Origin of the sequence: Kitasatospora sp. NPDC092039, assembly GCF_044756065.1 — a bacterium.
Classification (GTDB): domain Bacteria; phylum Actinomycetota; class Actinomycetes; order Streptomycetales; family Streptomycetaceae; genus Kitasatospora.
Map to the genome: position 1 here is coordinate 364,856 of NZ_JBIVSD010000004.1, position 11,200 is coordinate 376,055.

The following is an 11,200-nucleotide window of genomic DNA, read 5'->3' on the forward strand; positions in this document are numbered from 1 at the left end:
TGCCCGCTACTCGCGCGCCGCCGAGGTGGAGCTCATGTCCGGGTAGCGGTTCCCCGCCACCCGGCCGGCCACCGGCTCCAGCAGCGCCAGCTCCTCGGCGGTCAGCCGCAGCGTCGCCGCCGCGGTGTTCTCGGCGAGCCGGCCGCGCTTGCGGGTGCCCGGGATCGGCACGACGGCCAGTCCGTGCACCTCGGCCCGCTGGTGCACCCAGGCCAGCGCGACCTGGGCGAGCGTCACGCCGTGGGCCGCCGCGATCTTCCGCAGCGGGTCGAGCAGCTCGCCGTTGGCGGCCGCGTTGTCGCCGGTGAAGCGCGGGTGGTTGCGGCGGTAGTCGTCCGCCGAGAGCTCCTTGGCGTCCTGGAAGGCGCCGGTCAGGAAGCCCCGCCCGAGCGGCGAGTACGGCACGAAGGCGACGCCCAGCTCCGCCGCGGCCGGCACCGCCGTGCGCTCGACGTCGCGGGCGAACACCGACCACTCGGACTGGAGCGCGGCGATCGGGTGGATCGCGTGCGCCTCGCGCAGTTCGGCACCCGTCACCTCGGACAGGCCGAGGTGGCGCACCTTGCCGGCCTCCACCAGCTCGGCCATGGCGCCGACCGAGTCGGCCAGCGGCACCGCCGGGTCGCGGCGGTGCATGTAGTACAGGTCGATCACGTCCACGCCCAGGCGGCGCAGCGAGGCGTCCACCGCGGTGCGGATGTACGCCGGGTCGTTGCTGATGCCGCGGACGGAGTTGTCCTCCGCCGAGCGCACGATGGCGAACTTGGTGGCGAGCACCACCTTGTCCCGGTTGGCCCGGACGAAGGGGCCGATCAGCTCCTCGTTGTGGCCGGAGCCGTACATGTCGGCGGTGTCGAAGAGGGTGACGCCGGTCTCCAGCGCGGCGTCCAGGGTGGCGAGCGCCTCGTCGGCGTCGGTGGGGCCGTAGAACTCGCTCATGCCCATGCAGCCGAGGCCCTGGACGCCCACCAGCGGGCCCCCGGTGCCGAGTTCGACGGTGGGAAGGACGGTCTGAGTCATGCGCTCTGCGCTTCCTCTCCATGGATGTTCCGGTGTTGGACCGGGGCGCCGGTGAGGTCGGCGACCTTCCCGGCGTAGAGGTCGATCTTGTGGTCGAGGACGGCGAGGGTGGCCTGGAGGTCCACGATCCGCTGCCGGACCTCCTCGCGCTGGGCCTCCAGGAGCTGCTGCCGCTCCGGGTAGGTCCGCTCGCCCTGGCGGGCCATGTCCACGTACCTGAGCATGTCCGCCACCGACATGCCGGTCAGCCGCAGCCGGCCCAGGAAGGCCAGCCGGTGCAGGTCGGCGTCGCAGTAGCGGCGCTGGCCGCCCGCCGCCCGGTCGACCGGGTCCAGCAGGCCGATCCGCTCGTACCAGCGCAGGGTGTGGGCGGTCAGCCCGCTCGCGGCGGCGACCTCGCTGATGGTGTGCCTCGGCGTCCGGTCCGGGTCGCCGGTCGGGCGGCTGAACACCTCCGTGCAGCTGCGCCGGTCGATCTCGATGCGTGCGGGTGCGGCCATCGCTCGTCTTCCCCCTGTCCTGTGCGACGTGGACGACGCTACCGAGTTGGAGTGCACTCCAAGCAAGCCCGACATCCGGGTGGCTTCGCCACCACGTTTTCCGGCGGATTTCCCGGCGACTACAGTCGGACCCCATGGAGAGCTTGCGGATGATCGAGAACTGGCCGGTGCCCCACGCCGCGGCGGCCGTGGTCCGGGGGACGGACGGCGCGGTGCTGGCCGCGCACGGGCCGCAGCAGCACCTGTTCCCGCTCGCCTCGGTGACCAAGCTGCTCACCTCGTACGCGGCGCTGGTCGCCGTCGAGGAGGGCGTGTTCGAGCTGGACGACCCGGCCGGGCCGCCCGGGTCGACCGTCCGCCACCTGCTCGCCCACACCTCCGGCCTGGGCTTCGACGAGGACCGGGTGTTCGCCGAGCCCGGCAACCGCCGGCTCTACTCCAACGCGGGCTTCGACGCGCTGGCCCGGGCGCTGTCCACGGCCGCCGGGATCGAGTTCTCCCGTTACGTCGCCGAGGCGGTGTTCCAGCCGCTGGGCATGTCGGACACCCTGATCCACACCGCGCACAAGTCCCCGGCCGGCGCCGGCGGCCTGTCCACCGTCGCCGACCTCACCCGGTTCGCCGCCGAGCTGCAGGCGCCGAAGCTGCTGGACCCGTCCACCCTCCGGCAGGCCACCCGCGAGGTCGCCTTCCCCGGCACCAGCGGCGTGCTGCCCGGCTACGGCCACCGGCGCCCGAACGACTGGGGCCTCGGCTTCGAGATCCGCGACGGCAAGAGCCCGCACTGGACCGGCACCGCCAACTCCCCCGGGACCTTCGGGCACTTCGGCCAGTCCGGCACCTTCCTGTGGGTCGACCCGCGGGCGGGCGCGGCCTGCGTCGCGCTCACCGACCGGGACTTCGGGCCGTGGGCGGTCGAGGCCTGGCCGGCCTTCTCGGACGCGGTGCTCGACGAACTGGCCCGCTGACGGACCCGCTGTCGGACCCGCGCCCGCGGGACGACGCGGGGAGTCCGACGACAGGGCTCAGCCGTACGAGACCGGCGAGTGCATCTCCCAGAGCAGGAGTTCGGCGCCGGTCCCACCCGCCGCCGGGTCGGCGAAGGCGTCGCCGGTGATCCGCACGCTGTCGCCCGGGACCATCGAGCGTCCCGCGCCCTTGGGTCCCGGCACGGTGCGGTAGCCGAGCGAGCCGGCCGTCAGGTGCGCGTACCGCCAGGGCGCCTCGGGCAGCCGGGGCAGCGGCTGCCACGGCCCGGCGGTGGCCAGCCAGAGCGCGGCGTCGCCGCGGCGCAGCCGCAGGGCGTCCGTCCCGGCGTCCCGCTCCAGCCCGGAGGCGAGCAGCGTCAACCCGCCGTCCGCCGGTTCCACCTTGCGCAGGCCGTACGCGGGGGGCGCGTCGAACTCGTCCGGCTGGAGCCACATCTGGACGAAGCGGACCGGACCGGTGGCGCCGCCGACGTTGCGCTCGGTGTGGGTGACCCCGGAGCCGGCGCTGAGGTGCTGGACCATCCCCGGGCGGACCACCCCGCTGTGGCCGTGCGAGTCCCGGTGGGCCAGCGCGCCCTCCAGCACCCAGGTGAGGATCTCGGTGTCCCGGTGCTTGTGCTCCTCGAACCCGGCGCCGGGGGCGAGGAGTTCCTCGTTGCACGCGAGCAGCGCGCCGAAGTGGGTGTTCTTCGGGTCGTAGTGGCCGGAGAAGGAGAAGGCGTGCCTGGTCTCGACGCCCTCGGCCGGGGCGGAACGGTAGCGCTCGGCGGTGCGGCGCAGGTCGGCACGGGGGCGGTCGGCGGCTTCGGTCACGCCCCCCACCGTAGTGGCTGGGGCGCGGGGTGTGACCCTTGCCACCGCGCCGCTCCGCCGGGGGGTGTGCACGAGCAGTCACTCACGTGAGGCAGTCTTGTCCTTGTGCCAGCCGCTTCCGCGAACTCCAAGAGCGAACCCAGCCCCAGCCCCGCAGCCGAACCGGCCGGGAAGAGCCCGGCCGCCCGGCCGGTCCGTGACCGCCCGGGCCGTGCGGCACCCCGTCTGACCGCGCAGGAGCGCAGAACCGCCGCCGAGCGCGCCGAGCGCCGGGCGGCGACGCTCAAGCGGCTGGAGAAGTCCTCCGGGAAGCTGGCCACCGCCGCGATCTCGCGGATGGACGACCAGCTCGGCTGGTACCGGCGGATGCCGCCGGAGCACCGGTCCTGGATCGGTCTGGTCGCCCAGGCCGGCATCGCCGCCTTCACCGAGTGGTACCGCCACCCCGAGTCCGCGAAGGCGATCTCCACCGACGTCTTCGGCACCGCCCCGCGCGAACTGACCAGGGCGATCACCCTGCGCCAGACCGTCGAGCTGATCCGCACCACGATCGAGGTGATGGAGGAGGCCATCGAGGAGGTGGCCGCCCCCGGCGACGAGGCGGACATGCGCGAGTCGGTGCTGGTCTACGCCCGGGAGATCGCCTTCGCCACCGCCCAGGTGTACGCCCAGGCGGCCGAGGCGCGCGGCGCCTGGGACGCCCGGCTGGAGGCGCTGGTGGTCAACTCGCTGCTGTCCGGCGACGCCGACGAGGGCGTGCTCTCCCGCGCCGCGGCGCTCGGCTGGGGCCAGCCCAGCCAGATCCGGGTGGTGGTGGGCAGCGCGCCGGACGGCGACAGCGAGCTGGTGGTGGAGGCGATCCGCCGGGCCGCCCGGTACGCCAAGCTGAACGTGCTGACCGGGGTGCTGGGCAAGCGCCTGGTGGTCGTGGTCGGCGGCGACAAGGAGCCGGTGCAGGCGGCCCGGGCGCTGATCGGCCAGTTCGCGCCGGGCCCCGTGGTGGTCGGCCCGACCGTGCCCGACCTGCTCTCCGCGACCCGCTCGGCCCACGCCGCCGCGGCCGGCCTGCGCGCCTGCGCGGCCTGGCCGGACGCCCCCCGCCCGGTGCTGGCCGACGACCTGCTGCCCGAGCGGGCGCTGGCCGGCGACCAGGCCGCGCGCCGTCAGCTGGTGGAGGAGATCTACACACCGCTGGACGAGGCCGGCTCCGCGCTGCTGGAGACGCTGAGTGTCTACCTGGAGCAGGCCTCCTCGCTGGAGGGCGCGGCGCGGATGCTCTTCGTCCACCCCAACACGGTGCGCTACCGGCTGCGACGTGTGACTGACGTCACGGGGTACGCCCCCTCCGACGTACGTTCGGCGTTCACTCTGCGGATCGCGCTGGCCCTCGGCCGACTGGGCGGCGTGGGGGAGCCCGGCTGAGCCGGAGTGTAGGGACCATACAATCCCGGATGGTTTTCTTCGTTACCGTCGCCTACCCGCCCCTGGGCGCCTGGCGAGAGAGGGTTGAACCGTGCTCGTAATCGTCGCCCCTGGACAGGGTGCCCAGTCCCCCGGTTTCCTCAGCCCCTGGCTGGAGCTCGACGGCGTCGCCGACCGCCTGCGCGGCTGGTCGGACGTCGCCGGGCTCGACCTGGTGCACGCCGGTACCGAGGCGTCCGCCGAGGAGATCAAGGACACCGCCGTCGCCCAGCCGCTGCTGGTCGCCGCCGGTCTGGTGACCGCTCGGGAGCTGTTCCCGGACGAGGACGCCGCCCGCAAGCTGGTCGGCGCCGTGGCCGGCCACAGCGTCGGCGAGATCACCGCCGCCGCCGGCGCCGGGGTGCTCACCGCCCACGACGCGCTGACCTTCGTGCGCGAGCGCGGCCGGGCCATGGCCGAGGCCGCCGCCGTCACCGAGACCGGCATGCTCGCCGTGCTCGGCGGCGAGCCGGAGGAGGTCGCGGCGAAGCTCGCCGAGCACGGCCTGACCCCGGCCAACAACAACGGCGGCGGCCAGATCGTCGCCGCCGGCACGCTGGCCCAGCTGGAGGCGCTGAAGGCGGACCCGCCGGCCCGCGCCAAGCTGATCGCCCTCAAGGTGGCCGGTGCCTTCCACACCGAGCACATGGCCCCGGGCGTCAAGCGGCTGGCCGAGCTGGCCCCGACGCTGACCGCGGCCGACCCGCAGGTCCGCTACGTCTCCAACAAGGACGGCGCGGTCGTGGACTCCGGTGCCGAGGTGCTCGCGCGCCTGGTGTCGCAGGTCTCCAACCCGGTCCGCTGGGACCTCTGCATGGAGACCATCGGGCAGCTGGGGGCGACGGCCGTGATCGAGCTGTCCCCCGCCGGCACCCTCACCGGGCTGCTCAAGCGCAACCTCAAGGGTGTGGCCACGCTCGCCCTCAAGACCCCCGCCGATCTGGACAAGGCCCGCGAGCTCGTTGCGGAGCACGGCGGTCAGGAGCAGGAGACCCAGGCATGACCAAGCCCCAGATCCGCCCGGTGAGCGGCGCGCAGTACTCGCGCATCCTCGGCGTCGGCGGCTACCGCCCGGTCCGGGTGATCCCCAACTCCGAGGTCCTGGAGTGGATCGACTCCTCGGACGAGTGGATCCGCACCCGCAGCGGGATCGCCGAGCGCCGCTGGGCCGGCCCGGAGGAGTCCGTCGCCGAGATGTCGGTCCAGGCCGCCGGCAAGGCCATCGCCCAGGCCGGGATCTCCCCCGACCAGATCGGCGGCGTGATCGTCTCGACCGTCTCGCACCTCAAGCAGACCCCCGCGATCGCCACCGAGATCTCCGAGCGGCTCGGCTGCGGCACCGCCCCGGCCTTCGACATCTCGGCCGCCTGCGCCGGCTTCGGCTACGGCCTGGGCCTGGCCGACGGCATGATCCGCGGCGGCAACGCCGAGTACGTGCTGGTCATCGGCGTCGAGCGGCTCAGCGACCTGACCGACACCTCGGACCGCTCCACCGCCTTCATCTTCGGCGACGGCGCCGGCGCCGCGATCGTCGGCCCGTCCGACACCCCCGGCATCGGCAAGCTGATCTGGGGCTCGGACGGCTCGCAGGCCGACCTCATCACCCAGACCCAGGCCTGGGACACCGCCTTCGCCAAGTCCGACGCGATCAACGGCGCGGGCGAGGAGGCCAAGTGGCCGGCCCTGCGGATGGACGGCCAGCCGGTCTTCCGCTGGGCCGTGTGGGAGATGGCCAAGGTGGCCCAGCAGGCGCTGGACGCCGCCGGGATCACCGCCGACCAGCTCGGTGCGTTCATCCCCCACCAGGCCAACATGCGGATCACGGATGCCATGATCAAGGCGCTCAAGCTGCCGGAGTCGGTGCCCGTCGCCCGCGACATCGCCGAGACCGGCAACACCTCCGCGGCCTCCATCCCGCTGGCGATGGAACGCATGCTGGAGAGCGGTGAGGCCCACAGCGGGGACCTGGCCCTGATCATCGGGTTCGGGGCGGGTCTCGTGTACGCCGCGGCAGTCGTTACTCTCCCCTAGGCGCATTCGCCCGATTCACAAGCCTGTGTCCGGCCGCCGGCCGGACGCGTTCAACACCGAAGAGGAGCAGCCAGTATGGCTACCAAGGACGAGGTCCTGGAAGGTCTCGCCGAGATCGTCAACGAGATCGCCGGTATCCCGACCGAGGACGTCCAGCTCGACAAGTCCTTCACCGATGACCTGGACGTCGACTCGCTGTCCATGGTCGAGGTCGTCGTGGCCGCCGAGGAGCGCTTCGACGTCAAGATCCCGGACGACGAGGTCAAGAACCTGAAGACCGTGGGCGACGCGGTGGAGTACATCCTCAACGCCTGAGCGATCGACTCGTTCGACCCGGTCGGCCCGTCCGGCGTCCCGTACGCCGGCCCGGACCGACCCGTCGGCCGGGCTCGTCGAGCCTGGCCGACCACTCCGGCCGGGACGCCCTCACCGGGGCGCCCGGCCGGGCCCATCCTCGGCACGCCGCCGACCCCCTGCCACACGTGAGAGAAGAAGAAACCAGTGACCGCTGAAAACCGCACCGTGGTCGTCACGGGTATCGGCGCCTTCACGCCGCTGGGCGCCGACGCCGCCAGCACCTGGGAGAACCTGGTTGCCGGTGAGTCCGGCGTGGCGGCCCTGACCGAGGAGTGGGCCGAGGACCTGCCGGTGAAGATCGCGGCGAGGGCCGCCGTCGAGCCGGGCGAGATCCTGCCCCGCCCGCTGGCCCGCAAGCTGGACCGCTCGGCCCAGTTCGCGCTGATCGCCGCCCGCGAGGCCTGGGCCGACGCCGGCTACGAGACCCCCGCCACCGACGAGTCCTCCAAGCTCGCCCCCGAGCGCCTGGGCGCCGTCATCGCCTCCGGCATCGGCGGCGTGACCACCCTGCTCGACCAGTACGACGTGCTGAAGGCGAAGGGCGCCCGCAAGGTCTCCCCGCACACCGTCCCGATGCTGATGCCCAACTCCCCGGCGGCCAACGTCGGCCTGGAGGTCGGTGCCCGCGCGGGCGTGCACACCCCCGTCTCCGCCTGTGCCTCCGGCGCCGAGGCGATCGGCTACGCGATCGAGATGATCCGCACCGGCCGCGCCGACGTCGTGGTGGCCGGCGGCACCGAGGCGGCGATCCACCCGCTGCCGATCGCCGCGTTCGCCAACATGATGGCGATGTCCAAGACCAACGACGAGCCCCGGCGGGCCTCCCGTCCGTACGACAAGGCCCGCGACGGCTTCGTCCTGGGCGAGGGCGCCGGCGTGGTCGTGCTGGAGTCGATCGAGCACGCCGAGGCGCGCGGCGCCCGGATCTACTGCGAGGCCGTGGGCCAGGGCCTGTCCTCGGACGCCCACCACATCGCCCAGCCCGAGCCGACCGGCGCCGGCGTGGCCCGCGCGCTGGCCGACCTGTTCGAGCGCAACGAGCTGGACAAGGCCGAGATCGTGCACGTCAACGCGCACGCCACCTCGACCCCGCAGGGCGACACCGCCGAGCTGAAGGCGCTGCGCAAGGAGCTGGGCGACGACCTCGACCACATCGCCGTCTCGGCCACCAAGTCGATGACCGGTCACCTGCTGGGCGGCGCCGGCGGCATCGAGACCGTCGCCACCGTGCTGGCCCTGCACCACCGGCTCGCCCCGCCGACCATCAACGTGGACGAGCTGGACGACGACGTGGACGCCGACATCGTCCGCGACGAGGCCCGCAAGCTGCCCGAGGGCCGGATCGCCGCGCTGAACAACTCGTTCGGCTTCGGCGGCCACAACGTGGTGCTGGCCTTCCGCACCCGCTGACGCCCACGTCGAAGGGGCCGGCGCTCGCCGTGAGCGCCGGCCCCTTCGACGTACCCGCCGGTCTCAGACCACCTGGTGCAGCCAGCGCACCGGTGCGCCCTCGCCCGCGTAGCGGAACGGCTCCAGCTCGTCGTCCCAGGGCTTGCCGAGCAGCCGGGCGACCTCGGCCTCCAGGTCGGCGCCCTCGCTGCGGGCGCGCACCAGGACGGCGCGCAGCCGGTCCTCGGGGATCAGGATGTCGCCGTGGATGCCCGTGACGGCGTGGAAGATGCCGAGCGAGGGCGTGCTGCTGTACCGCTCCCCCTCCGCCGTGGCGCAGGGCTCGCTGGTCACCTCGTACCGCATCAGCTGCCAGCCGCGCAGCGCGGAGGCCAGCTTCGAAGCCGTACCGGGCTCCCCCTGCCAGGAGAGCTCGGCACGCCAGTGCCCGGGTGCGGCCGGCTGGCGGATCCAGTCCAGGCTCACCCGCGCATTGAGCACCCCGGCGACGGCCCACTCGACGTGCGGGCACAGCGCGCGGGGCGCGGAGTGGACGTACAGAACTCCACGTGTCGTCACCGGGACCTCCAGGCTGTGGACGAGGGTCGCCTTCCCCAGCTGCCTCGTGCCTGCAGTTGATCCGCAGTTACCCACGTTAGCCGACATTAAGCTACTAAAATCGAGCAAAACGGACAGGCTTTCGCTCAATGCTAGTCGAATTCTCAACGAGGTCTACCCCTCGACCGGATCTCTCCCCCGAACGGCCCCATCGTCGGCGGGACCACCGTACCGCGCGGCGCCGCACGGTGGATGACGCACTTTCGGATCCGACCGGAATGCGGTAGTGCGGCCGGGGCGCCCGCGCCCGACCGCGAACCGTCCACAGCCGACCGCCCCGCCGCCCGGTCGGGGCGGCGGGGCGGTCAGCGCTACTGACGGATCGTCAGCCGTCCAGGCGGACGACCATCTTGCCGGTGTTGACGCCGCGCAGCAGGTCGAGGAAGGCCTCGGCGGCGTTCTCGAAACCGTCCACCACCGTCTCCTCGGTGCGCAGTTCACCGGACGCCAGCCAGCCGGCCACCTCCGCGACGAACTGCGGCTGGAGCCCGGCGTGGTCGCGCACCAGCATGCCCTCCAGGCGCAGCCGCTTGCCGATGGCGAGCGCGAGGTTGCGCGGGGCGGCGGGCGCGGTGGTGTCGTTGTACTGGGCGATCGCGCCGCAGAGCACCGCGCGGCCGTGCACGTTCAGCGCGCCGATCGCGGCCTCCAGGTGGTCGCCGCCGACGTTGTCGAAGTAGAGGTCGATGCCCTCCGGGGCGGCCTCGGCGAGCTGCTGGGCGACCGGGGCGTCCTTGTAGTTGAAGGCCGCGTCGAAGCCGTACTCGTCCACCAGCTTGGCCACCTTCTCCGCCGAGCCGGCCGAACCGACCACCAGCGAGGCGCCCTTGAGCCTGGCGATCTGGCCGACCAGCGAGCCGACCGCGCCGGCCGCGCCGGAGACGAAGACCCGGTCGCCCTCCTTGAGGCCGCCGACGGCGAGCAGGCCGGCGTAGGCGGTCAGGCCCGGCATGCCGAGCACGCCGAGGTAGGCGGAGAGCGGGGCGGCGGCCGGGTCGACCTTGACCGCGTGCGCGGCGTCCAGGGTGGCGTACTCGCGCCAGCCGAGGCCGTGCAGCACCGCGTCCCCCGGGGCGAAGCCCTCGGCCCCGGAGGCGACGACGTAGCCGACCGCGCCGCCGTCCATGGCCTGGCCCAGCTGGAACGGCGGGACGTACGACTTCACGTCGTTCATCCGGCCCCTCATGTACGGGTCCACGGAGAGGTAGGCGTTGCGGACCAGGATCTCGCCCGGGCCCGGGGTCCGGACCGGGGCCTCGACCAGGGCGAAGTCGGACGGCACCGGCCAGCCCTGGGGGCGGGCGGCGAGGTGCCATTCACGCGCGGTCGCGGGGGCGGTCTGCTCTGCCATCGGGGGCTCCTTGCGGTTCGGGTGCGGGATTCGCCGCGCGGCCGGGCTCCGGGCCCGGACTCCCCGCGCGGTTCAGGTGCATGAAAGGTTGAGCAACTGAAGTAACGATGGGCATGAAAGGTTCACCTTGTCAACTTTTCAGGTAGACTCTGGACCATGGAGACTCAGCCGATCGAGGACGCCGCGCCGCAGCCCGACGAGATCACCCGCGAGGTCGTCGACCTGATGGCCAACCTGGTCGCGCTGTTCCACCGCGAGTACGAGGACGCCGCCGCCGCCCGCTCGCTCACCGGCGCCCAGGCCAAGGTGCTCGCCCTGCTGCGGCGCGGGCCGATGCCGATGCGCCAGATCGCCCAGACCCTCAGCTGCGAGCCGTCCAACATCACCGGCATCGTCGACCGGCTGGAATCCCGCGGCTTCGTCACCCGCGAGGCCGACCGGCACGACCGCAGGGTCAAGCTGGTCGCCGCCACCGACACCGGCTCGGCCGCCTCGGAGGAGCTGCGCGAGTCGCTGAACTTCGCCCGCGAGCCGCTGGCCGCGCTCGGCCCGGACGAGCGGACGGCCCTGCGCGACCTGCTCCGGCGGATGCTGGCGGGCGCCTCCGGACCGGGCGCGTGACCAGCATCACAGGCTCCGGGGGCTGGCCACGGGCCCCCCGGGGGTAACCG

The 11,200-nt window shown here is 73.2% G+C and carries 12 protein-coding genes; 7 read left to right on the forward strand and 5 right to left on the reverse strand.

Annotation, left to right across the window (positions count from 1 at the left end):
- Positions 1-6: 6 nt before the first annotated feature.
- Together ACIQI7_RS11225 and ACIQI7_RS11230 are read right to left on the reverse strand one after the other, a co-directional pair.
- Entirely contained in the window at positions 7-1,020 is a 1,014-nt protein-coding gene (locus tag ACIQI7_RS11225) for an aldo/keto reductase (RefSeq protein ID WP_401107595.1), read from the reverse strand.
- Positions 1,017-1,520, reverse strand: coding sequence for a MerR family transcriptional regulator (locus ACIQI7_RS11230; protein WP_387748441.1), 504 nt, complete (start codon positions 1,518-1,520; stop codon positions 1,017-1,019). Before ACIQI7_RS11230 ends, ACIQI7_RS11225 begins: the two co-directional genes overlap by 4 nt.
- A gap of 134 nt (positions 1,521-1,654) precedes the next feature.
- On the opposite strand from ACIQI7_RS11230, the gene ACIQI7_RS11235 reads away from it, so the two are divergent.
- On the forward strand, positions 1,655-2,488 hold the full coding sequence (locus ACIQI7_RS11235) for a serine hydrolase domain-containing protein (RefSeq protein ID WP_401107599.1): 834 nt from the start codon (positions 1,655-1,657) through the stop codon (positions 2,486-2,488).
- Between the two features lie 57 nt (positions 2,489-2,545).
- Here the strand turns inward: ACIQI7_RS11235 and ACIQI7_RS11240 are convergent, their stop codons facing one another.
- Positions 2,546-3,322 carry a pirin family protein gene (locus tag ACIQI7_RS11240; RefSeq protein WP_401107601.1) on the reverse strand — a complete coding sequence of 259 codons (777 nt, stop codon included), beginning with the start codon at positions 3,320-3,322 and terminating at the stop codon, positions 2,546-2,548.
- Between the two features lie 225 nt (positions 3,323-3,547).
- On the opposite strand from ACIQI7_RS11240, the gene ACIQI7_RS11245 reads away from it, so the two are divergent.
- From ACIQI7_RS11245 to fabF, 5 genes are all read left to right on the forward strand, one after another.
- Positions 3,548-4,744, forward strand: coding sequence for a PucR family transcriptional regulator (locus tag ACIQI7_RS11245; protein WP_387749266.1), 1,197 nt, complete (start codon positions 3,548-3,550; stop codon positions 4,742-4,744).
- A 91-nt stretch (positions 4,745-4,835) separates the two neighbouring features.
- Positions 4,836-5,786 (forward strand): ACP S-malonyltransferase, encoded by a 951-nt coding sequence (locus ACIQI7_RS11250; protein WP_401107604.1) that lies wholly within the window; start codon positions 4,836-4,838, stop codon positions 5,784-5,786.
- Positions 5,783-6,814: a beta-ketoacyl-ACP synthase III gene (locus tag ACIQI7_RS11255; protein WP_387748433.1), complete on the forward strand. Its 1,032-nt coding sequence runs from the start codon at positions 5,783-5,785 to the stop codon at positions 6,812-6,814. The genes ACIQI7_RS11250 and ACIQI7_RS11255 overlap by 4 nt, the downstream gene beginning before the upstream one ends.
- A 75-nt stretch (positions 6,815-6,889) precedes the next feature.
- A complete protein-coding gene (locus tag ACIQI7_RS11260) occupies positions 6,890-7,129 on the forward strand; it encodes an acyl carrier protein (protein WP_387748431.1) in 240 nt (79 codons plus the stop codon).
- A gap of 186 nt (positions 7,130-7,315) precedes the next feature.
- Positions 7,316-8,581, forward strand: a complete 1,266-nt coding sequence (fabF, locus tag ACIQI7_RS11265) for a beta-ketoacyl-ACP synthase II (RefSeq protein ID WP_401107609.1) — start codon at positions 7,316-7,318, stop codon at positions 8,579-8,581.
- 63 nt (positions 8,582-8,644) lie between these two features.
- Here fabF and ACIQI7_RS11270 read toward each other — a convergent pair whose 3' ends face one another.
- Both ACIQI7_RS11270 and ACIQI7_RS11275 read right to left on the reverse strand, forming a co-directional pair.
- Positions 8,645-9,139, reverse strand: coding sequence for a DUF3145 domain-containing protein (locus ACIQI7_RS11270; protein ID WP_401107610.1), 495 nt, complete (start codon positions 9,137-9,139; stop codon positions 8,645-8,647).
- A gap of 364 nt (positions 9,140-9,503) precedes the next feature.
- The gene (locus tag ACIQI7_RS11275; RefSeq protein WP_401107612.1) at positions 9,504-10,529 is read right to left on the reverse strand and encodes an NADP-dependent oxidoreductase; all 1,026 of its coding nucleotides are present in this window, start codon (positions 10,527-10,529) and stop codon (positions 9,504-9,506) included.
- Positions 10,530-10,685: 156 nt separating this feature from the next.
- On the opposite strand from ACIQI7_RS11275, the gene ACIQI7_RS11280 reads away from it, so the two are divergent.
- Positions 10,686-11,150, forward strand: a complete 465-nt coding sequence (locus ACIQI7_RS11280; protein WP_401107614.1) for a MarR family winged helix-turn-helix transcriptional regulator — start codon at positions 10,686-10,688, stop codon at positions 11,148-11,150.
- Positions 11,151-11,200 lie beyond the last annotated feature (50 nt).

What these genes read in the sequence shown, in the direction of transcription:
- ACIQI7_RS11225 (WP_401107595.1), bottom strand. Translation starts at nt 1,020, where the DNA reads ATGACTCAGACCGTCCTTCCCACCGTCGAACTCGGCACCGGGGGCCCG.
- ACIQI7_RS11230 (WP_387748441.1), bottom strand. Translation starts at nt 1,520, where the DNA reads ATGGCCGCACCCGCACGCATCGAGATCGACCGGCGCAGCTGCACGGAG.
- ACIQI7_RS11235 (WP_401107599.1), top strand. Translation starts at nt 1,655, where the DNA reads ATGGAGAGCTTGCGGATGATCGAGAACTGGCCGGTGCCCCACGCCGCG.
- ACIQI7_RS11255 (WP_387748433.1), top strand. Translation starts at nt 5,783, where the DNA reads ATGACCAAGCCCCAGATCCGCCCGGTGAGCGGCGCGCAGTACTCGCGC.
- ACIQI7_RS11260 (WP_387748431.1), top strand. Translation starts at nt 6,890, where the DNA reads ATGGCTACCAAGGACGAGGTCCTGGAAGGTCTCGCCGAGATCGTCAAC.
- ACIQI7_RS11275 (WP_401107612.1), bottom strand. Translation starts at nt 10,529, where the DNA reads ATGGCAGAGCAGACCGCCCCCGCGACCGCGCGTGAATGGCACCTCGCC.
- ACIQI7_RS11280 (WP_401107614.1), top strand. Translation starts at nt 10,686, where the DNA reads ATGGAGACTCAGCCGATCGAGGACGCCGCGCCGCAGCCCGACGAGATC.